Annotated in this window: 20 protein-coding genes; 7 read left to right on the plus strand and 13 right to left on the minus strand. The window is 65.5% G+C overall.

Annotation, left to right across the window (positions count from 1 at the left end; genetic code table 11):
• The first annotated feature begins 21 nt into the window (after positions 1-21).
• The 3 genes from IB274_RS19300 to IB274_RS19310 all read left to right on the plus strand — a co-directional run bounded on the left by IB274_RS19300 (position 22) and on the right by IB274_RS19310 (position 3,275).
• Positions 22-873 (plus strand): ABC transporter permease, encoded by an 852-nt coding sequence (locus tag IB274_RS19300; protein ID WP_225614938.1) that lies wholly within the window; start codon positions 22-24, stop codon positions 871-873.
• On the plus strand, positions 863-1,684 hold the full coding sequence (locus tag IB274_RS19305) for an ABC transporter permease (protein WP_192433804.1): 822 nt from the start codon (positions 863-865) through the stop codon (positions 1,682-1,684). Before IB274_RS19300 ends, IB274_RS19305 begins: the two co-directional genes overlap by 11 nt.
• Before the next feature lie 166 nt (positions 1,685-1,850).
• Positions 1,851-3,275, plus strand: coding sequence for a gamma-aminobutyraldehyde dehydrogenase (locus IB274_RS19310; protein ID WP_192433806.1), 1,425 nt, complete (start codon positions 1,851-1,853; stop codon positions 3,273-3,275).
• A gap of 160 nt (positions 3,276-3,435) precedes the next feature.
• On the opposite strand, the gene IB274_RS19315 is transcribed toward IB274_RS19310, so the two are convergent.
• From IB274_RS19315 to IB274_RS19340, 6 genes are all read right to left on the minus strand, one after another.
• Positions 3,436-4,140 carry a type 1 glutamine amidotransferase gene (locus tag IB274_RS19315; RefSeq protein WP_192433808.1) on the minus strand — a complete coding sequence of 235 codons (705 nt, stop codon included), beginning with the start codon at positions 4,138-4,140 and terminating at the stop codon, positions 3,436-3,438.
• A 215-nt stretch (positions 4,141-4,355) separates the two neighbouring features.
• Positions 4,356-4,694, minus strand: coding sequence for a ribonuclease E inhibitor RraB (locus tag IB274_RS19320; protein WP_045208619.1), 339 nt, complete (start codon positions 4,692-4,694; stop codon positions 4,356-4,358).
• Positions 4,695-4,970: 276 nt separating this feature from the next.
• The gene (locus IB274_RS19325) at positions 4,971-5,654 is read right to left on the minus strand and encodes a VIT1/CCC1 transporter family protein (protein ID WP_192433810.1); all 684 of its coding nucleotides are present in this window, start codon (positions 5,652-5,654) and stop codon (positions 4,971-4,973) included.
• Between the two features lie 33 nt (positions 5,655-5,687).
• Entirely contained in the window at positions 5,688-6,449 is a 762-nt protein-coding gene (locus IB274_RS19330) for an SDR family oxidoreductase (protein ID WP_192433812.1), read from the minus strand.
• Positions 6,446-7,408 carry an alpha/beta hydrolase gene (locus IB274_RS19335; RefSeq protein WP_192433814.1) on the minus strand — a complete coding sequence of 321 codons (963 nt, stop codon included), beginning with the start codon at positions 7,406-7,408 and terminating at the stop codon, positions 6,446-6,448. The genes IB274_RS19330 and IB274_RS19335 overlap by 4 nt, the downstream gene beginning before the upstream one ends.
• Entirely contained in the window at positions 7,392-8,867 is a 1,476-nt protein-coding gene (locus IB274_RS19340) for a flavin-containing monooxygenase (RefSeq protein WP_192433816.1), read from the minus strand. Before IB274_RS19340 ends, IB274_RS19335 begins: the two co-directional genes overlap by 17 nt.
• A gap of 146 nt (positions 8,868-9,013) precedes the next feature.
• Between IB274_RS19340 and IB274_RS19345 the strand changes: the two genes are divergently transcribed.
• Positions 9,014-10,030 carry an AraC family transcriptional regulator gene (locus IB274_RS19345; protein ID WP_192433818.1) on the plus strand — a complete coding sequence of 339 codons (1,017 nt, stop codon included), beginning with the start codon at positions 9,014-9,016 and terminating at the stop codon, positions 10,028-10,030.
• A gap of 19 nt (positions 10,031-10,049) precedes the next feature.
• Here the strand turns inward: IB274_RS19345 and IB274_RS19350 are convergent, their stop codons facing one another.
• From IB274_RS19350 to speE, 3 genes are all read right to left on the minus strand, one after another.
• The gene (locus IB274_RS19350) at positions 10,050-10,835 is read right to left on the minus strand and encodes a sulfite exporter TauE/SafE family protein (protein ID WP_192433820.1); all 786 of its coding nucleotides are present in this window, start codon (positions 10,833-10,835) and stop codon (positions 10,050-10,052) included.
• Between the two features lie 287 nt (positions 10,836-11,122).
• Positions 11,123-13,198, minus strand: a complete 2,076-nt coding sequence (locus IB274_RS19355) for an LTA synthase family protein (RefSeq protein ID WP_192433822.1) — start codon at positions 13,196-13,198, stop codon at positions 11,123-11,125.
• A gap of 314 nt (positions 13,199-13,512) precedes the next feature.
• Positions 13,513-14,373: a polyamine aminopropyltransferase gene (gene speE / locus IB274_RS19360; RefSeq protein ID WP_192433824.1), complete on the minus strand. Its 861-nt coding sequence runs from the start codon at positions 14,371-14,373 to the stop codon at positions 13,513-13,515.
• 194 nt (positions 14,374-14,567) lie between these two features.
• On the opposite strand from speE, the gene IB274_RS19365 reads away from it, so the two are divergent.
• Both IB274_RS19365 and IB274_RS19370 read left to right on the plus strand, forming a co-directional pair.
• Positions 14,568-15,473, plus strand: coding sequence for a DNA-3-methyladenine glycosylase family protein (locus IB274_RS19365; protein WP_192433826.1), 906 nt, complete (start codon positions 14,568-14,570; stop codon positions 15,471-15,473).
• Positions 15,474-15,475: 2 nt separating this feature from the next.
• Positions 15,476-15,952 (plus strand): methylated-DNA--[protein]-cysteine S-methyltransferase, encoded by a 477-nt coding sequence (locus IB274_RS19370; protein WP_192433828.1) that lies wholly within the window; start codon positions 15,476-15,478, stop codon positions 15,950-15,952.
• On the opposite strand, the gene IB274_RS19375 is transcribed toward IB274_RS19370, so the two are convergent.
• Both IB274_RS19375 and IB274_RS19380 read right to left on the minus strand, forming a co-directional pair.
• Positions 15,953-16,486, minus strand: coding sequence for a methylated-DNA--[protein]-cysteine S-methyltransferase (locus IB274_RS19375; protein ID WP_192433830.1), 534 nt, complete (start codon positions 16,484-16,486; stop codon positions 15,953-15,955). It lies immediately after the preceding gene.
• A gap of 24 nt (positions 16,487-16,510) precedes the next feature.
• Complete coding sequence (locus tag IB274_RS19380; RefSeq protein ID WP_192433832.1) at positions 16,511-17,089, minus strand: TetR/AcrR family transcriptional regulator; 579 nt, start codon at positions 17,087-17,089, stop codon at positions 16,511-16,513.
• Positions 17,090-17,156: 67 nt separating this feature from the next.
• Between IB274_RS19380 and IB274_RS19385 the strand changes: the two genes are divergently transcribed.
• On the plus strand, positions 17,157-17,684 hold the full coding sequence (locus IB274_RS19385) for a dihydrofolate reductase family protein (RefSeq protein WP_192433834.1): 528 nt from the start codon (positions 17,157-17,159) through the stop codon (positions 17,682-17,684).
• Between the two features lie 472 nt (positions 17,685-18,156).
• Here the strand turns inward: IB274_RS19385 and IB274_RS19390 are convergent, their stop codons facing one another.
• Positions 18,157-18,348, minus strand: coding sequence for a PLDc N-terminal domain-containing protein (locus IB274_RS19390; protein ID WP_045208647.1), 192 nt, complete (start codon positions 18,346-18,348; stop codon positions 18,157-18,159).
• A gap of 85 nt (positions 18,349-18,433) precedes the next feature.
• Positions 18,434-19,117, minus strand: a complete 684-nt coding sequence (gene mtnC, locus IB274_RS19395; RefSeq protein ID WP_192433836.1) for an acireductone synthase — start codon at positions 19,115-19,117, stop codon at positions 18,434-18,436.
• Between the last annotated feature and the right edge of the window lie 129 nt (positions 19,118-19,246).

The following is a 19,246-nucleotide window of genomic DNA, read 5'->3' on the forward strand; positions in this document are numbered from 1 at the left end:
CGCAGCACGCTGTATCTGCTGATGCTGCTGATCCCGCCGTTGCTGTGGTTCGGGGTGATCTACATCGGCTCGCTGTTCGCCTTGCTCTGGCAGAGCTTCTACACCTTCGACGACTTCACCATGGCGGTGACGCCGGACCTGACCCTGGCCAACTACCAGGCCCTGTTCAACCCGGCCAACTACGACATCGTCCTGCGCACCTTCAGCATGGCGATTACCGTGTCGGTGGCCAGCGCCGTCCTCGCCTTCCCCATCGCCTACTACATGGCGCGCTACGCCGGGCCGAAGGAGAAGGCGTTCTTCTACATCGCGGTGATGCTGCCGATGTGGGCCAGCTACATCGTCAAGGCCTACGCCTGGACAGTGATCCTGGCCAAGGGCGGCATCCTCTATTGGGTGATCGAGCACCTGCACCTGCTCGGCCTGCTGGACCTGCTGTTGCAAGTGCCAGCCGTGGGCGGCAACACGCTGTCCACCTCGCACCTGGGCCGTTTCTGGGTGTTCACCTACGTCTGGCTGCCGTTCATGATCCTGCCGATCCAGGCCGCCCTGGAACGCCTGCCGCCCTCGCTGCTGCAAGCCTCGGCGGACCTCGGTGCGCACCCGCGGCAGACCTTCTTCCAGGTGATCCTGCCGCTGGCCTTCCCCGGCGTGGTGGCGGGCTCGATCTTCACCTTCAGCCTGACCCTGGGCGACTTCATCATCCCGCAACTGGTCGGCCCCAGCGGGCTGTTCATCGGCACCATGGTCTACGTGCAGCAGGGCGCGGTGGGCAACATGCCGCTGGCGGCGGCCTTCACCCTGGTGCCCATCGTGCTGATCGCCGTCTACCTGTCCATCGCCAAGCGACTGGGGGCCTTCGATGCGCTCTGACGCACACTCCACCGATCGGCCCTCCTGGTTCCTGCGCTTGGCGGCCTGGGGCGGGCTGGTGTTCCTGCACTTCCCGATCCTGGTGATCCTGCTCTACGCGTTCAACACCGAGGAGTCGGCCTACAGCTTCCCGCTGCAGGGCTTCACCCTGAAGTGGTTCAGCATTGCTTTCCAGCGCGGCGACGTGCTCGACGCCATCTGGCTGTCGGTGAAGATCGCCTGCGTCGCCACGTTGATCGCCATGGTCCTCGGCACCCTGGCCGCTGGCGCGCTGTACCGCCGCGACTTCTTCGGCAAGGAGAGCATCTCGCTGATGCTGATCCTGCCCATCGCGCTGCCCGGCATCATCACCGGTATCGCCCTGCTGTCGGCGTTCAAGACGCTGGGGATCGAACCCGGCTTCCTGACCATCGTCATCGGCCACGCGACCTTCTGCGTGGTGATCGTCTACAACAACGTGATCGCCCGCTTCCGCCGCACCTCCTTCAGCCTGATCGAAGCGAGCATGGACCTGGGCGCCGACGGCTGGCAGACCTTCCGCTACATCATCCTGCCGAACATCGCCACGGCGCTGCTGGCCGGCGGCATGCTGGCCTTTGCCCTGTCGTTCGACGAGATCATCGTCACCACCTTCACCGCCGGCCACGAGCGCACCCTGCCGCTGTGGCTGCTCAACCAGCTGAGTCGCCCGCGCGACGTGCCCATCACCAACGTCGTCGCCATGCTGGTGATGCTCGCCACCATGCTGCCCATTCTTGGCGCCTACTACCTGACGCGCGGGACCAGCGACGTGGCGGGGGGCGGGAAATGAATCCTGGCGTTTTGCGAAGCGCCCTCTCCCCCGCCCTCTCCCTGAAGGGAGAGGGAGCATCCGTGCAGCGGGATACCACCGCGCAGAGGACAGCCCCCTCTCCCTCAGGAGCGGGGCGCGCAGCCAGGGTTGGGGTGAGGGGAAACCCATTGAAGGAGGAGCCCCCATGCAAACCAAACTCCTGATCAACGGCCAGTTCGTCGCCGGCGAAGGCGCCCCGCTGGACATCCTCAACCCCGCCACCGGCGCCGTGATCGGCCAGATCGCCGAGGCCAGCGAAGCCCAGGTGGACAGCGCCGTGCGCGCCGCCGACGCAGCCTTCGACGGTTGGTCGCAGACCGCCCCGAAAGACCGCGCCATGCTCCTGCTGCGCCTCGCTGACCGCATCGAGGAACACGCCGAGGAACTGGCCCGGCTGGAATCCGACAACTGCGGCAAGCCCTACGCCGCCGCGTTGAACGACGAGATCCCGGCCATCGCCGACGTGTTCCGCTTCTTCGCCGGCGCCTGCCGCGTGCTGCCCGGCTCCGCCGCCGGCGAGTATTTGCCCGGCTTCACCTCGATGATCCGCCGCGACCCGGTGGGCGTGGTCGCCTCCATCGCGCCGTGGAACTACCCGCTGATGATGGCCGCGTGGAAGCTCGGCCCGGCGCTCGCCGCCGGCAACTGCGTGGTGCTCAAGCCTTCCGAGCAGACGCCGCTGACTGCCCTGCGGGTGGCCGAATTCATCGCCGAGCTGTTCCCCGCCGGCGTGGTCAACCTGGTGTTCGGCCGCGGCCCGAGCGTGGGCGCGCCGCTGGTCAGCCATGATCTGGTGCGCATGGTTTCGCTGACCGGCTCCGTAGGCACCGGCAAGGCCATCATCAAGAGCGCCGCCGACAGCGTGAAGCGCCTGCATATGGAGCTGGGCGGCAAGGCCCCGGTGATCGTCTTCGACGACGCCGACCTGGAAGACGTGATCGCCGGCATCCGCACCTTCGGCTTCTACAACGCCGGGCAGGACTGCACCGCCGCGTGCCGCATCTATGCCGGAAAGAAGGTGTACGACAACTTCGTCGCCGACCTCGCCAGCGCCGTGTCGAGCCTGAAGACGGGCTTGCAGAACGACCCCGGTACCGAACTCGGCCCGCTGATCACTGCGGCCCAGCGCGACCGCGTGTCCGGCTTCGTCGAGCGCGCCAAGGCCAGCCCGCACATCCAGATCGCCACGGGTGGCAAAGTGGTCAGTGGCAACGGCTTCTTCTACGAACCGACGGTGGTGGCCAACGCGCAGCAGGACGACGAGATCGTCCGCCGCGAAGTGTTCGGTCCGGTGGTATCGGTGACCCCGTTCAGCGACGCCGACGAAGCCGTGCGCTGGGCCAACGACTCCGACTACGGACTGGCCTCGTCGGTGTGGACGAAGGATGTCGGCCGCGCCTCACGGGTGGCGGCGCGGCTGCAGTACGGCTGCACTTGGGTGAACACCCACTTCATGTTGTGCAGCGAGATGCCCCACGGCGGCTTCAAGCAGTCCGGCTACGGCAAGGACCTGTCCATGTATGGCCTGGAGGACTACACCATCGCGCGGCACATCATGTTCAAGCATTGAGCTGCACGGGAGTGTTTTACCTGTAGGAGCGAGCTTGCTCGCGAACAACCCCCCGCTGCGGGGGCGGGTTCGCGAGCAAGCTCGCTCCTACGAAAAGCGTCACCGCAGCGTAGAGCGGACTCTGCCCGCGATGGCTCGCCGCCGTGCCGAAACAGCAGGATCAGACCAACCCGGCCAGCTTCAGCCAATGCTGGTAGAACCCCTCCGCCACGCGGTTCATCGCCGCGACCTTCTGCGGCAGCTCGGCCAGCATCGCTTCCGCGCACTCCTGGCTCGGCTGGCTGGGGTCCTGGTATTCCGGGAAGTCATTGACCCAACCGCTCACCAGCTCCTCGGTCATCTCCGGATGGCCCTGCAGGCCGAGGATGCGTTCACCGAAGCTGAAGCCCTGGTTCTCGCACCAGGGGCTGGACAGCAAGCGGGTGGCGCCTTCGGGAATGTCGAAGGTATCGCCATGCCACTGGTAGATCGGGAATTCCTCGGGAAGGTGCGCCAGCCACGGACTCTGCCCTTCCTGGCGGCGCATCGGCTGCCAGCCCATCTCGGTGTACGGCAGGCGGTGGATATCGGCGCCGAGCGCCTTGGCCAGCAGCTGGCCGCCCAGGCAGTGGCCGATCATCGGTACGTCGCGCTCGATGAAGCGACGGATTGCACTGATCTCGTCCCGCAGCCATGGCAGGTCATCGTTCACGCTCATGGGCCCGCCCATGATGGCAACGGCTTTTGGCCGCTCCAGGTCGTAGCCCTGCAGCTCGCCCAGGTCGGCACGGCGTACATCGAACGGCAATTGCAGACGGTCGAGCAGCGCGCCCAGGTGGCCGGGCGGGCAGAAATCGACGTGCGTCAGGATCAGGATATCGGTCATGGTCACCTCCGCGCGGCAGTCTGCCGCATCGGTGGCGATGAGGAAACCGGGCGTGCCCGCAAGCTCGTCCTTGCACGGCTGCCGCCCTGGAGACGTTTGCCGGGCGAAGAAAGGCGCGCCGTCACAGTTGGCAACGGCGCGCATTTTCATTCTTACGGGTAAAGAGCGCGGGTAGAAGATCGGCCGTCGAAAGACGGCTCAACGACGTGTTGCGATCAACGCAGGGAGGTGACCTCCTGGGTCACGCCCCATCCATCGAGCGTACCGCCCAGTGGCACCACGACTTCCTCAAGGTCGTGTTCGAAATCGCCGATGGCGGCATGGGTGGCGAACATCACCTTGCTGATCTGCAGGTTCCAGCCGCCGTCATCGCGCGCTTCGACCTGGGTTCTCAGCGACTCTCCGCGAAACTGCCGGGCAGCTTTGCGGGCGTTCTGTTCATCGGAAAAGATGGCGAAAAAGTCGATGGGATGAATACGAGCGAAATCGAAGCCACCTTCCTTCATCCGGCGCAACACGTTGACGCTGATATCCTCCGAGAGGGGCTTTTCCATGGTACGCACCTCCTGTCGAGACGTTCAGAGTGTATTCCCCGCCAACGAACACGCCCTGAGTGGGCGCATTCCGGGCACTTCAGTGTGCCGCCGGGAAACGTCAAATGATGCAACGTCCCCCGAAATGGTGGCCAACTCCGCCGAACGCGCCGAGCGGCGCAGCGGAAATCTCCCAGCCACTTTGCTCAGAGTAGCGCCTGAGGGCGGTACGTGCCGCCACTTTGACGTTTTGCGCCGTTCGCCGGCGACAGGCGGCGATACCCCAATCCATCGCCGCTAGCCACCCAGCGCGATGCACAAGCCGGTCATGGCGATACCCAGCGCCATGAAGCCGAGTGCACCCGGCCAAGGCGAGTCACCTGACCAACGACTGAGCAACCAGCCCAGGCCAAACAGCATGGCGACGCCGATGCCCTGGGCCACGCGCAGCGCCAGCCGGTCGTCCGGCACCAGCCATAGCGGGAGGATCAGCGGCAGGGTGATACCGGTGACCAGCAGCACGATCAGCAAAGCCGCCAGCCAGACCTCGGCACCACCATGACGCAGTTGCCCGGTGCCCAGTTCGGAGCGCATCAGGCGCTGGCGCAGCCGCCAGACTTCGTCGGGTTGCAGCGCGGCCACCAGTCGCGGTGGCAGGAACTCGTCGAGCCCCTCGCGGAAATCGATATCGCTGGAAGTACCGCGCAGGGCACGCAGCCGGCTGTGCTGGTGCACCCGCTCGACCCGCAGGCGTACCAGCAGCATCAGCGCATCCACCAGGCCCCAGGCCAGGTTGCAGCCCAGCGCGGCGACGATCAGGTCCTGCCGGCTCGCCCCTGCACTGGCGGCGGAAATCACCGAGATGATGGTCAGGGTCATGATCACCCCGTAGGTCATCTCGCTGATGCGGTCGAAGGGCGAGGTGATGTCCTGCAGCACGCGCTGCCAGGCCGATGGCTGAGGTTCAGGGTTCTGCTGCATGGGACGGCCTCCTTCGCCGCCCCTGCAGTCTACTCAGGCGCGGCTGAGCCAGGCCATGACCCAGCGGTTGATCGCCGGTGGCGACAACTGTCCGGACCAGTACATCGCGCGGAACATCGCACCTATCGGCCGATGCACACCGCCGCTCTGGGCCTGCCGCCACGCGGCCTTGGCGATATCTTCGGCCACCAGGGTAACGCCGAGGCGACGCAACACCGGCGGCTCGACGGTCTGGCTGGCAACCATCGGCGTGCGCACGAAGGGCGGCATCAGGTCGGCGACGCGGATTCCCAGCTCGCGCCATTCCAGCTCCAGCGCCTCGGTCAGCCCGCGCACGGCGAACTTCGACGCCGAGTAACTGGCCATCAGCGGCACACCGTAGAGCCCGGACGCGGACCCCATGTTCAGCACCTGCGCGCCCTTCGTGCGCTTGAGGAACGGCAGCGCGGCATAGCAGCAATTGAGTACGCCCTGCACATTGATGGCAATGATGCGGTTGTGCTCCGCGAGGCTGATGTCCTCGAAGCGCCCAAAGCGCAGGATGCCCGCGCAGTTGAACAGCAGGCGGAGGTGGCCGCCGTTGGTTTCGGCGAACTCGCGCACCGCCGCCGTCACTGCCTCGGCGTCGGTGACATCCAGCGCACGCTGCCAGGCGCCGCCTAGTTCGGCAGCCAGAGCCGCCAGCGGTTCGGGATTGAGATCGATCAAGCCTACGCGCCAGCCGCGCTGGTGGAACAGTTTTGCAGTGGCGGCACCGATGCCCGAGGCCGCTCCGCTGATCAGGATGGTGTTCATAGAGGCGTTCCTTGCGGATTGCCGGCCCGCAAGTGCCCGGCGAGGAATTTGGCAACGTCTTGCAACGCACGGTCGGCTACGTCCAGCAGCCCGGCATGAGCCTGGAACACATGCCAGCATCCGGGGAAGCGCTGCAATTGCACCGTATTGCCATAGCGCCGCGCGGCATCGGCGAAGCGCAGGCTGTCATTGCGCAGCACCTCGTCCTCGCCAACCTGGATCAGCAGCGGCGGCAGGCCGCTGAGATCGGCGTGCAGCGGCGACAGCTGGGCGTCCGCGCGGGGCACGCCCGGCGGGCAGAACATCTGCATGGCGCTGTCCATCCAGGCGCGGGTGATCAACGGGTCGCCCGCCGCTGGAGCGTGCAGGTGCTCGTTGGAGAGATCGGTCACCGGCGAGAAGGTCACCAGCGCGCCCGGCGCCGGTAAGCCCTGCGCCTTGGCCTCCAAGGCCAGTTGCAGAGTCAGGTGGCCGCCGGCGGAATCCCCCGCCACCGCAATGCCTGGTGCGGAAATGTCCTTGTCCAGCAGAGCGCGGTAGGCCGCCACGGCGTCGTCACGCTGTGCGGGGAAACGGTATTCGGGGGCGAGACGGTAGTCGAGCACCCAGACCTCGGCCTTGCAGCGCCGCGCCAGGTTGGCGGTGATTGCCCGGTGCGTGGCCGGCGAGCCGATCAGGTAGGCGCCGCCGTGCAGATAGAGAATCACCCGGCCCTCGCCCACGCCTTCCGGTCGCCAGACTTCGGCGGGAACGCCACCCAGCGTCGTCTGCTCCCGGTACACACCTCGCGGCGTCAGCGTGGCGGCCGTCAGCCCGCGCAGCAGGGCGCGCTGCGCCTTCACCGGCAACTGCGGGCCCATCAGCCCGCGGAACAGCAGGTTGAGCGCGCCGCGCAGAGTGGCCGTCAGCAGCTTCTGGCGGGTCGATTGCGGCAGTTGCGGTTCAACGGATGCAGTCATAGTCGGCGAACTCCGGCTGACGGGTCTGTTGGCGGTAACGGAAGGTGAAGCCCGGCCAGTTCACGGTGTTGCGTCCGCTGGCGGTCTTGTACCAGCTGCTGCAGCCGCGCTCCCAGATGGTGTGCTGCAGGTCGTGCTGCAACTGGCGGTTGAAGCCCTGTTGCGCTGGCGCCTTGAGGTCCAGGTACTTCAGGCCGTCGTGCTGGATCCGCTGCAGGCAACTGAGCACGTAGGGGAACTGGCTCTCCAGCATGTAGATGATGGAGTTGTGCCCCAGGTTGGTGTTCGGCCCGTAGAGGATGAAGAAGTTGGGGAAGCCGCTGACGCTGATGCCCTTGTAGGCCTCCGCGCCATCGCTCCAGGCCTGGTTCAGCTCGCGCCCGCCCAGGCCGGTGATGCGCATCGGTGCGAGGAACTCGGTGGCGGCGAAACCGGTGCCGTAGATAATCGTGTCCACCGGATGCCGCACACCGTCACGGGTGACGATGGCGTCCTCGGTGACCTCGCGGATACCGGCGTCCACCAGCTTCACGTTGCTGCGCGCCAGCGCCGGGTAATAGTCGTTGCTGATCAGTATGCGCTTGCAGCCCATGGGGTAATCGGGCTCCAGCCGCGCGCGCAGTTGCGGATCGCTGATGCTCTTGCGCATGTGCAGGTGGAAGCTGATCCGCATGATTTTCATCATCGGCGGAAACACGGTGAAGGCTAGAGCGCGTGCCTCGTGCTGGATGTACTTCAGGCCGCGGTCCAGACGCTGCAGCCAGGGCAGGCGCGCCTTGATACGGCGCTCCCAGTCGGCGTAGAGGCGGTCCGGCTTGGGAATCACGTAGGCGGCGCTGCGCTGGAACAGCAGCAACTCGGCCACCTTCGGAGCGATCTGCGGGACGAACTGGATGGCGCTGGCGCCGGTGCCAACCACCGCGACGCGCTTGCCCTCCAGCGGCGTGCCGTGGTCCCACTGCGCGGAGTGGAACGCCTTGCCCTGGAAGCATTCGATGCCCGGCAGCTTCGGGATCAGCGGGCGGCTCAGTTGGCCAAGGGCGCAGACCAGCGACTGGGCGCGCAGCTCCTCGCCATCGGCGCAGATTGCCCGCCACTCGCCGACCGCTTCGTCGAAGCTCGCCTCGCGCACTTCGCAGTTGAAGCGGATGTGCTCGCGCAAGCGGTACTTGTCCGCGCAGTGCCGCGCGTAGTCGAGGATTTCCGCCTGTGGCGCGAACTTACGCGACCAGTCGGCCTTGGGTTCGAAGGAGAACGAATACAGGTGCGAAGGCACGTCGCAGGCGGCGCCCGGATAGACGTTCTCACGCCAGCAGCCACCGACGTCGGCGGCCTTTTCGAGGATCAGGAAGTCCTGGATACCCGCTTGCTGCAGGCGGATCGCCAGGCCCAGGCCGGCGAAGCCGGCACCGATGATCAGCACGCGCGGGGCGGCCGATCGACGGGAAGGTGTTGTCATTGTTGTGCTCCCGGTTTCGAAGTCCGCACGGCGGCGGATGACAACATCCTAGTGCGACTTCCTACGGCGGGTTATGGCATAGTCGGACATAAAATTGTGACTTTCGGTCACCCCTGATTTTCGGTCACTTGAAAGCCGAGGTCCCGATGCCTGCCACTCCAGCCTGGTCATCCAGGCGCAGCGCCATCAGCGTGCAGCTAATGACCCAGTTCGGCCTCGACCATGGCATGACGTTGGAACAGTGCCTGGACGGCACCGGCCTGGATATCGGCGTGCTCGCCGACCCCGGCGCCGAGGTGGAAGCCGCGCAGGAACTGGAGCTGCTGCGCAACATCAACCGGCAGATCGGCCAGCGCCCCGGCATCGGCCTCAAGGCCGGTCTGCGCTATCACCTGAATACGTACGGCATCTGGGGCTTCGCCCTGCTCAGCAGCTCGACCTTCCTCAGCGCGGCGCACCTGGGCCTGCGCTACCTCGACCTGACCTACGCCTTCCACCGCATGACGCTGGAGGAGCACGACGGCGAGGCGCATCTGGTGTTGGACGATGCAGCGGTGCCGGAGGACCTGCGCGACTTTCTCATCGACCGCGACGGCGGCGGCGTGCTGCGCATCCAGCGCGACCTGACCAACCAGCCGCCGCCGATCCGCCAGGCGCTGTTTCGCCGCGAGGCACCGGCCGACCTGCAGCCCTACATCGACGAACTGGGCGTAACGCCACTCTTTGGCCAGGCAGAGAACCGCATCGTCTTCGACAGCCACATCCTCGAAATGCCGCTGCCCGGCGCCAATCCTGAGGTGGCGCGCCGCTGCGAGGAACAGTGCCGCGCCCTGCTCGCCAGGCGCCAGGTGCGCACAGGGCTGTCCGGGCAGATCCGTGATCGGCTGCTGGGCACGCCGGGGCGGCTGCCGGACATGGAACAACTGGCGGACGAACTGCACATGACGTCGCGCACGCTGCGCCGCCGGCTGGAAGCCGAGGGCAGCAGTTATCGCACTTTGCTGGACGAGGTGCGCCAGGCGCTGGCCGAGGAATTACTGGCCACCGGAGCGATTCGTCTGGAAGAGATTGCTGAGCGGCTCGGCTATGGCGAGGTGTCGAACTTCATCCACGCCTTCCGCCGCTGGAAAGGCGTGACTCCGGGGCGTTTCCGCCGCAACTGAACGCAGGGCAAACGAGCGCTTAGAAGACCAGCTTGTAGCCGATCATTGCCAACATCACCGCCAGGCACGGCCGCAGGATGCCGTCCGGAATACGCCCAGCCAGGTGGCTGCCGACGTAGATGCCCGGCAGCGAGCCAATCAGCAGGTAGCCCAGCAGGCCCCAGTCCATGTTGCCCATGCTGGCGTGGCCGAGGCCGGCGACCAGGGTGAGCGGTACGGCGTGGGCGATCTCGGTCCCTACCAGGCGGCGGGTGGCGAGGAAGGGATAGAGGATGAACAGCGCCACGGTGCCCAGCGCACCAGCGCCGATAGAGGTCAACGCGACCATCGCGCCGAGGATGGCGCCGGTGATCACGGTCAGGGTGTTCAGCTTCGAGCCGCTGAAGTGGAAGCTGTCGCCGGCATGGCGCTGGGCGAAGGCCAGCACCTGCTTCTTGAACAGCACCGCCAGCGCGGTGAGCAGCAGCACGACGCCCAGGGCGTTTTTGATCACGGCGTTCATCGCCGCGGTATCGGTGTGCAGGCTGTGCAGGAACAGCAGCGTCAGCGCCGCCGCCGGGACACTGCCCAAGGCCAGCCAGCCGGTGATGCGCCAGTCGATGTTGTCGTTGTTGCGGTGAACCAGGACGCCGCCGGACTTGGTGATGGCGGCATAGAGCAGGTCGGTGCCCACTGCGGCAGCGGGATTGATACCGAACCAGAGGAGAATCGGCGTCATCAGCGAACCGCCGCCGACACCAGTCATTCCAACGATAAAGCCAACGACAAGACCCGCGATTACGAAACCGATATTGCCAACATCCATCTACGCGTCCTGACGAAAACTGATCACCTCGTGGTGTGGGCGGCAGGATAACGAGTTTTCTTATAATTCATTAGATCGATATCGTCTTACTTTATAACTTCTTCTTGCCGCGTGTCCGCTTATCTATTCCCACGCCAAGGCTTTGGCAAGCTGCTTCCCCTGCAGGAGCGAGCTTGCTCGCGAACCACACCGTGGCACTGTCGCCAAAGTTCTTCGCGAGCACGCTCACGTCTACGAAATGCCAAAGAAAAAGGGGCCCGAAGGCCCCTTTTTCGCTTACCGCTCGATCACTTCACGTCAGGTTTGCCGTCGACAACACCGGTCTTGTTGTCCAGCAGGGCCTGGGTGGCGGTCTGGATGAAGGATTCCAGACGAGTCTTCATCTCCGACTGCTCCGGCGTGTTCTCGATACGAGTCGCGCCGAAGTCCTTACCCAGCTTGTAGTCATAGACTCGGATGTCGCCTTCCTTAGGCTTGATCAGGATGCGGTTGCCGTAAACCAGCGCCACGTCCTGGCCACTACCCGACGGCTTGATCATGCCGAAGCCCTTGTCGCCCTCAGGCAGGTTCAGCAGGTCCCGGCCCCAGCATTGGTGACGCGCTTCGCCGCCCAGGCGGCCCATGATGGTCGGCACGATGTCGATCTGGGTGCCGACGGTGTCGCGGGTAGCGCCGAACTTCTCCTGGATGCCGGGGGCGATGACCAGCAGCGGTACGTTGAAGCGGAACAGGTCCATCTCGGTCAGCTGCTCGGGAGTACCGAAGCCGTGGTCGCCGACGACCACAAAGATGGTGTCCTTGTAGTACGGAGACTTCTTGGCCTTCTCGAAGAACTGTCCCAGAGACCAGTCGGAGTAGCGCATCGCGGTCAGGTGCTCGTCCAGGCTGCCATAGCCGGTCACCGGCTGTACCGGCAGGTCCTTGGGCAGCGCGTAGGGAACGTGGTTGGACAGGGTCTGCAGCAGCGCATAGAACGGCTTGCCGGTAGCGTGCAGCTTGTCCAGTTCCTCGTTACCGCGGGAGAACATATCCTGGTCGGACACGCCCCAGGTCGGGTCGGAGAACACGGGGTTGACGAAGTCATTACGACCGATGAACGAGGTCATGCCCTGGTTGGCAAAGAAGCCCGACTGGTTGTCCCAGGCGAAATCGCCGTTGTAGACGTAAACATCCTCGAACTTGCGCGCCGACAGCAGCTGCGGCAGGCCGGAGAACTTGTGGCCACCTTCGGGCGTCTGCATCAGGTACTCGAAGCCCGGCAGGTTAGGGAAGCACGCCATGGTGGCGAACATGCCCTGGTGGGTATGGGTGCCGTTGGAGAAGTACTGGGTGAACAGCAGCCCTTCCTTCGCCAGCTTGTCGAAGTACGGTGTGATGTTGCCTGGAGCGCCCAGCGCACCAACGTAGTGACCGGCGAAGCTTTCCATCAGGATCACCACGACGTTCTTCACCGGCAGAGTGCCATCGGCCGGCGGCGTGTAGTCGCGGCGAACCGGTGCGTCATCGGCGTCGACCAGCTTGTCGTCCGGCATCACCAGCATCTTGCGCACGGTGGCCAGGGCCTGGTCCTGGGGCAGGGTGGATTTCCAGATGTTGTCGCGGTCTTCGGAGAAGCGGCTCTCGGCAGCCTTGATCAGGCTCAGGGTGCCGTTCAGGCCGAGCTGGTTGGCGAACTGCGAGTCGGTGGTGAAGGCATCGCCCCAGCGCAGCGGCGGGCCCTGGCGCAGAGTGCCGCGGGCAGCGACGACACACAGCACGATCAGCACCAGCAGCACGGCGACGCGGATATACCAGGCGGCAGCCGAAGGGCCGTTGACGGCCGGGCGGGTGGCGCGGTCGATCCCGCGGAAGAGCATGTACAGCAGCCAGGTGGCGATGGCCCAGGCCAGCAGGTAGCGGACCACCGGGTAGCCGTACCAGATCATGCTCATGACCGTCTTCGGGTCTTCGGACATGTACTGGAACACCAGGCTGTTCAGGCGCTGGTGGAACTCACGGTAGAAGTCCATCTCCAGCACACCGAGGAACAGCGTGATGCTCGCGGCAATAGTCAGCCAGGTCTTCCACAACCAACGCCAACCCATGGCGCGTACGCTGACCACGGCGAACACCAGCGGCGCGACTATGTAGACCACCGCGCGGATGTCGAAGCGCATGCCGGTGAGGAAGGCTTCGACGAAGGTGGACGCCGGCGTGGTGCCGATCAGCTCGCGGTTGTAGATGAACAGCGCAAGGCGCAGCAGCGAGTACATCACCATCAGCGTAACGACGCTTAGTGCGGTGAATGCCAGGTGGCTGGACACGGTCGGCCGCGTAAGGCTCGCACCGGTCTGGCGGTTGGTCAGGACTTCTGATTGGCCCATTTCTTGGTTCCGTTATGAACGTTCGGGTTCGAAGGAGCGTCGCCATGGCCGGGCAGAACGGCTGCCCGCGCGAGCGCGAAAGGCTGCGGCATTACACCGCAAAAGCAGCGGCGCCGCATTCTATTGTGCGCGCCTTAAGCGGACCTTAACCCTAGCCGCTGATTCGTTTCGAGATGATGCAAGCGTGAACAGGCGGAGGTGGGACCGCCTGACGGCGGGCATAGTGCCGGGCAGCATGTGAAGAAAGTGTTCCGCCCGGCGGATAACTGCCGCCCCCCCACCCGCCGCGCAGGGGCGCAGCGGGCAGCAGTGGATCAGTCGTTGGCCGGCTTGCCGATGGCCTGCAGCACGTACTGCGGCAGGGCAAAGGCGCCCTGGTGGATGGCAGGGTTGTAGTAGCGGGTCTGGATACCGCTGGCAGCGAAGCGCTGGGCCAGGGCAGCGGCGTCGACCTTGCGCAGCGCCGGGTTGGTCGAACCCCAGGCGAAGGTCATCGAGCCGCCGATGTAGGTCGGCACGGCCGCCTGGTAGAAGTGCCAGTCGGCGAACAGGCCGTTCATGCGGCCGGCGGTGTTGCGCACGGTGTCCAGTTGCATGAACGGCGTGCCGTTCTGCGTCACCAGCACGCCGCCTTCGTTCAGGCAGCGGTGGCAGGCCTGGTAGAAGTTCTCCGAGAACAGCACTTCGCCCGGACCGATCGGGTCGGTGGAGTCGGAGATGATCACGTCGAACTTCTCCGCGGTGGTGGCGACGAAGCGCATGCCGTCGTCGATCACCAGGTTCAGGCGCGCATCGTCGAAGGCCCCCTGGGAATGGTTCGGCAGGAATTCCTTGCACATGTCGACCACGGTGCCGTCAATCTCGACCATGGTGATGTGTTCGACGCTGGCGTGCTTCGACACCTCGCGCAGCATGCCACCGTCGCCGCCACCGATGATCAGCACGCGCTTGGCCGCGCCATGGGCGAGGATCGGCACGTGGGTGAGCATCTCGTGGTAGATGAACTCGTCGGCCTCGGTGGTCTGGATCACGCCGTCCAGCGCCATCACCCGGCCCATGCGGGCATTCTCGAAGATCACCAGGTGCTGGTGCTCGGTGCGCACCTCGTGGAGCATCCTGTCGACGCTGAAACGCTGGCCATAGCCGTCGTAGAGGGTTTCCTGGTAATCGTGCATGCAGTGGGCTCCCGTCGGGACAAGACACAAGGAGGGGACGGCCGGGCCGCCCCGAAAGAGGCGCGCATTCTACGTGCCGGAAGATGACAGGTCGAACCCTGCTGTCGGCGCCTTCCATATAAACAGCCTGAGCGCGACAGTTTGAAAGTCAGGCGCGGGAGGACAGCCCGCCGCGCAACAGGTAAGGTCGCCGCATGAACAACACAGCCACCGACTCCCGCAGCATCCGCCTGCCCTACCGGGCCCCCTGGGACTGGCAGCAGTTCCACGAGCACTTCGCCCTGCGCAGCCTGGCCGGAGTCGAATGCCTGTCGCCCCGGCGTTACGCCCGCAGCGTCCGGCTGGGCGCGGACAGCGGCTGGTTCAGCGTTACGCCGCTGGATGACTGCGCCGAGCTGGAACTGGAGCTGCACCTGCCGACCCGTCACGCCGAGGCGCTGACGGCTCGGGTGCGCAAGATGTTCGACCTGGACAGCGACCCCGCGCCTATCGCCGGGCACCTGGGCGAAGATGCCGTCCTCGGCCCGCTCCTACTGCAAGCCCCCGGCCTGCGCCTGCCCACCGCGTTCGACCCGTTCGAACAGGCCGTGCGCGCCATCGTCGGCCAGCAGGTCACGGTGAAAGCCGCGGTGACCATCGTCGGGCGGCTGGTGCAGCGTCTGGGCGAGACGTTGCCCGGAGAAGTCGAAGGCCAGCCAACCCGCCTGTTCCCGACGCCCGAGGCCCTGGCCGAAGCCGACCTCGCCGGTATCGGCATGCCGGGCAAACGGGTGGAGACTTTGCAGCGCTTCTCCGCCGCCTGCGCCAGCGGCGCGCTGGCGCTGCACGTGGACGACGGCGCCGAGGACCTGGTGAAACGCCTCTGCGCCCTCCCCGGCATCGGCCCCTGGACCGCCGAGTACGTCGCCCTGCGCGCCTTCGGCGATCCGGACGCCTTCCCCGCCGCCGACCTGGGCCTGCTCAAGTCGCCGGTATGGGGCGCCGACGGCATCACCGCCCGCGAACTGCAACGCCGCGCCGAAGCCTGGCGCCCCTGGCGCGCCTACGCCGCCGTCTATCTGTGGCACGCCTATTCCCAAGCCGGCCGCACCGGAGGATGACCATGCACTACCGCTACCACGACAGCCCCACCGGCCGCCTGCTGCTGGCCGGCGACGAGGGCGGCCTGCGAATGCTCTACATGGACCTGGAGACGCGCCACTATCCCGAACCGCACTGGCAACAGGGCAGCCCGTTGCTGGACGAAGTGGCGCGACAGCTGGACGAATATTTCGCCGGCAAGCGCCAGCGTTTCGATGTGCGCCTCAATACAGGCGGCACCGAGTTCCAGCGCCAGGTCTGGCAGGCACTGGTGGAGATTCCGTACGGCTACACCACCGTCTATGCGGAACTCGCGCGGCGCATCGGCCGGCCCACGGCAATCCGCGCAGTGGGTGCGGCCAACGGTGCCAACCCGATCAGCATCATCGTCCCCTGCCACCGAGTGATCGGCAGCAACGGCAGCCTCACCGGTTATGCCGGCGGCCTGCCGCGCAAGGAGCTGTTGTTGCGCCTGGAAGGAGCGCTGGAAAGGGCCTAGCTAGAAATCGAAAGCGGTCTGCGCTGCCTGCGGGTCCACGTAACCTTCCAGCGCCAGCATGCGCATCTTCGACGTACTGCCGCCCGGCGCGGAGAAGCCGCCAGTCTTGCCGCCACTGGCGAGCACACGGTGGCACGGGATGATCAGCGGGATCGGATTGTTGCCCATCGCCTGACCCACCGCGCGGGACAAGCCGACATCACCCAGGCGCCGGGCGATCTCGCCGTAGGTCGTGGTTTCGCCGCGCCCCAGCTGGAGAATGTCGTCGTAGACCCGGCGGTGAAAACCGCTCACCGCGGAAAGGTCCAGTGGCAGATTGCCGAAGGACACTGCCTCGCCCCGCGCATACCCCAGGATCAGCTGGCGCGCCTCGTCGATGAACGCCGGCCAGTGGGCAGTTTCGCTGCCGAGCTTGTCGAAGCGCTCGCGCACGCCGTGCACGGCGTCGCCGGGCAGATAGGCGCGCGTGATCCCTTGCGGGCTCCAGGCGAGCCCGAACCAGCCGAGGTCTGTTTCGATCAGGCAGTAATGCATCGGATGAGTCTCTATCCCTGCGCCCTATCCCGCAACTCTTTCCGCCTTCAGCACGACTTCGCACCAGCACCGCAACTCTGCGCCGATGGCGCTGGCCGGGTCGCCCTGGCGCTCGAAGGCCCACCATAGCTGCGCGCCCTGCCATTGGCTGGCCATCAGCCGGCCGAGTACCGGTTGCCTCAGCGGGTCATCGCTCAATCGCCGCCCCAATGCCTTGGCCAACGTGGCGCCCCACTGCGCACCGCGCTCTCGCAGCAGCGGATCGCGCATGTCTTCCCTCAGGATCAGCAGGCCTTCGGCGTAATCCGTCTCGCCCTCGCCCACTGGGAACATCGCCACGAGCATCTGCACAGCACCTTCCGGGCTCAGTTCGGCGCTCTCGTCCAGGCACGCGGTCTGCTCATCCAGTTGATCCCAGGCGCGCAGCAGCGCGGCACGAAGAAACTCGGCCTTGGTTGCATATCGCTGCACCAGCGTCGCGGCGGACAGCCCGACCTCGCGGCCGACAGCGGCGAAGGTCACCGCCTCCGGCCCTTCACGCAGCATCAGCGCCATGGCGGCGTCGAGTATCGCTTCGTCACTTACCGTCTTGGTTCGAGCCATGCCAACCTCTTTTATAAATGAGCATTCATTTATATATTGGTGCAAAGCTTACCTAGGGAGCCCCCACATGGCCAGGATTCTGGGCTACATCGCCAGCAGCCTCGACGGCTTCATTGCCACCCCGGAACACGGGCTGGACTGGCTGTTCAAGCATGACCAACTGCAGCTGGGCGAACACGACTACAGCCTGTTCCTCCAGCGCATTCGCGTGGTCGTCATGGGCCGTGCGACCTACGACTTCCTCGCCGCCGATCCCGGCCCCTGGCCCTACGGCGCACAACGCGTGCTGGTGGTGACTTCTCGCCCCATCGATGACCCGAAGGGCCCGCTGGAAATCCGCAGCGATGTCGACGCGCTGGTCGCGGAGCTGCGAGCGCAGGAGGATGGCGACGTGTGGATGCTCGGCGGCGGCCAGTTGCAAATGGCCTTCCTCGAGCGCGGGGCGCTGGATGAGCTGGAGGTCTACGTGATGCCGGAGATCATCGGCGGCGGCTTCCCGCTGTTTCCGGCGACCGGTCTGCGAGTGTCGCCGACATTGCTGTCGGCCAAGGTCATCGAGCCGGGGTGCGTGCGGATGCATTATCGGTTTGATTGATGGAGGCTCCGGAGCAACGCGGTTCGCGAGCAAGCTCGCTCCTACGAAAAGCCGCACACCGCTCTGGCTCTGGCTCTGGCTCAGAAAGAATTCCAGAGAAATACCCGCGCACTCCGAACGCCCCGTTCAGGAGGCCTCGTTGAATTGGAGTTTCAGGGGTTGAGCGACATGGATGTCGCGAGAGCGTTGTCTGGCCAGGGATGGCCCGTCAACGCGGGCCCCTGAAACTTCGATTCAACGAGGGTATTTTCCGCCTAGGCGAAAAACCGGATGTCCGGGGCAAGACCTTTGCCTACTTTGCGTCGTTTGGCAAAGTAGGTCGCCAGGGGGGGCGAAACACGAAGTCCGCGCGCACGCCGAAGCGACGCAGAAATACCCAAGCTAACGCAGCAATACAGGACCAACATCGGGGCGGAAAGAGGCGCCGGCCCTGCCGGCGGATCGCGGGCAGGGCCCGCTCCTACAGGGAGCACTAGATCTTCACATTCCCCCGCGGCCCCGCTACCGCCCAGATAATCAGGCCCAGCACCGGCAGGATGACGATCACCAGAATCCAGATGATCTTCATCGACATCTCGGCGTTGCTTTTCACCACGTTGATGATCGCCCAGATATCCAGGGCAAAGATGATCAGGCTGATCAGGCCACTCAGGGTCGAACCCATATAGAAGATCCCTCTATGCGATTGTCGGCCTGATCAGCATAGCCGCCCGCGCCGCAACGGCACGGGCGTAAGCCAACAGTGGCGCTCAGACCCGCGCCGGGTCGATCACCGCAAAGCTGGCCACGGTGTCGTGGCCTTCCAACACACCGCCCTCGCGGGCCAGGCCGATAGTCTGCAGGCCGGCCAGCTGCGCGGCGTCCAGCTCCTGGACCACGTCGGACAGGAAGAGGATTTCCTCGCCCGGCAGGCCGATGGCAGCGGCGATGCGCTGGTAGGAATCAGCCTCGCGCTTGGGCCCGCTGGTGGTGTCGAAGTAGCCGGAGAACAGCGGCGACAGGTCGCCGGCCTCGGAGCAGCCGAAGATCAGCTTCTGCGCCTGGATCGAGCCGGAGGAATAGACGTACAGCTGGTAGCCCTCGGCGTGCCACTGGCGCAGCGCGTCGACAGCGTCCGGGTAGACGTGGCCCTTGAGTTGACCGGCGCGGTAGCCCTGCTCCCAGACCATGCCCTGCAACGCTTTGAGTGGCGTGGCCTTGCGGTCTTCGGCGATCCAGCCGAGGAGGATTTCGATGCAGCGGTCGGTGTCGGCGTTCGCCTCGCCGCTGTCGGCGCGCACAGCAGCCAGCTGCTCGGCTACGGCGGGCTCGGCGGCGTGCTCGCGCACGTAGTCCGGCAGGTGCGCGGCGGCATAGGGGAAGAGCACGTCGAAGACGAAGCTGACTGCGCTGGTGGTGCCTTCGATGTCAGTGAGGATGACCTTGATTGTCATGGGAACTCCAGGAAAGCTGAACGGCTCGTGCAAGAGCCCCCTCACCCCCTCCCTCTCCCTGAAGGGAGAGGGAGCCGTATGTGCCAATTGAAGCCAGAGTGTCAGCCGGCACCGACCAGTCCCCTCTCC

Source organism: Pseudomonas sp. PDM18 (genome assembly GCF_014852585.1).
Lineage (GTDB): Bacteria > Pseudomonadota > Gammaproteobacteria > Pseudomonadales > Pseudomonadaceae > Pseudomonas.

What these genes read in the sequence shown, in the direction of transcription:
- IB274_RS19300 (WP_225614938.1), top strand. Translation starts at nt 22, where the DNA reads ATGCTGCTGATCCCGCCGTTGCTGTGGTTCGGGGTGATCTACATCGGC.
- IB274_RS19305 (WP_192433804.1), top strand. Translation starts at nt 863, where the DNA reads ATGCGCTCTGACGCACACTCCACCGATCGGCCCTCCTGGTTCCTGCGC.
- IB274_RS19310 (WP_192433806.1), top strand. Translation starts at nt 1,851, where the DNA reads ATGCAAACCAAACTCCTGATCAACGGCCAGTTCGTCGCCGGCGAAGGC.
- IB274_RS19315 (WP_192433808.1), bottom strand. Translation starts at nt 4,140, where the DNA reads ATGACCGATATCCTGATCCTGACGCACGTCGATTTCTGCCCGCCCGGC.
- IB274_RS19320 (WP_045208619.1), bottom strand. Translation starts at nt 4,694, where the DNA reads ATGGAAAAGCCCCTCTCGGAGGATATCAGCGTCAACGTGTTGCGCCGG.
- IB274_RS19325 (WP_192433810.1), bottom strand. Translation starts at nt 5,654, where the DNA reads ATGCAGCAGAACCCTGAACCTCAGCCATCGGCCTGGCAGCGCGTGCTG.
- IB274_RS19330 (WP_192433812.1), bottom strand. Translation starts at nt 6,449, where the DNA reads ATGAACACCATCCTGATCAGCGGAGCGGCCTCGGGCATCGGTGCCGCC.
- IB274_RS19335 (WP_192433814.1), bottom strand. Translation starts at nt 7,408, where the DNA reads ATGACTGCATCCGTTGAACCGCAACTGCCGCAATCGACCCGCCAGAAG.
- IB274_RS19340 (WP_192433816.1), bottom strand. Translation starts at nt 8,867, where the DNA reads ATGACAACACCTTCCCGTCGATCGGCCGCCCCGCGCGTGCTGATCATC.
- IB274_RS19345 (WP_192433818.1), top strand. Translation starts at nt 9,014, where the DNA reads ATGCCTGCCACTCCAGCCTGGTCATCCAGGCGCAGCGCCATCAGCGTG.
- IB274_RS19350 (WP_192433820.1), bottom strand. Translation starts at nt 10,835, where the DNA reads ATGGATGTTGGCAATATCGGTTTCGTAATCGCGGGTCTTGTCGTTGGC.
- IB274_RS19355 (WP_192433822.1), bottom strand. Translation starts at nt 13,198, where the DNA reads ATGGGCCAATCAGAAGTCCTGACCAACCGCCAGACCGGTGCGAGCCTT.
- speE (WP_192433824.1), bottom strand. Translation starts at nt 14,373, where the DNA reads ATGCACGATTACCAGGAAACCCTCTACGACGGCTATGGCCAGCGTTTC.
- IB274_RS19365 (WP_192433826.1), top strand. Translation starts at nt 14,568, where the DNA reads ATGAACAACACAGCCACCGACTCCCGCAGCATCCGCCTGCCCTACCGG.
- IB274_RS19370 (WP_192433828.1), top strand. Translation starts at nt 15,476, where the DNA reads ATGCACTACCGCTACCACGACAGCCCCACCGGCCGCCTGCTGCTGGCC.
- IB274_RS19375 (WP_192433830.1), bottom strand. Translation starts at nt 16,486, where the DNA reads ATGCATTACTGCCTGATCGAAACAGACCTCGGCTGGTTCGGGCTCGCC.
- IB274_RS19380 (WP_192433832.1), bottom strand. Translation starts at nt 17,089, where the DNA reads ATGGCTCGAACCAAGACGGTAAGTGACGAAGCGATACTCGACGCCGCC.
- IB274_RS19385 (WP_192433834.1), top strand. Translation starts at nt 17,157, where the DNA reads ATGGCCAGGATTCTGGGCTACATCGCCAGCAGCCTCGACGGCTTCATT.
- IB274_RS19390 (WP_045208647.1), bottom strand. Translation starts at nt 18,348, where the DNA reads ATGGGTTCGACCCTGAGTGGCCTGATCAGCCTGATCATCTTTGCCCTG.
- mtnC (WP_192433836.1), bottom strand. Translation starts at nt 19,117, where the DNA reads ATGACAATCAAGGTCATCCTCACTGACATCGAAGGCACCACCAGCGCA.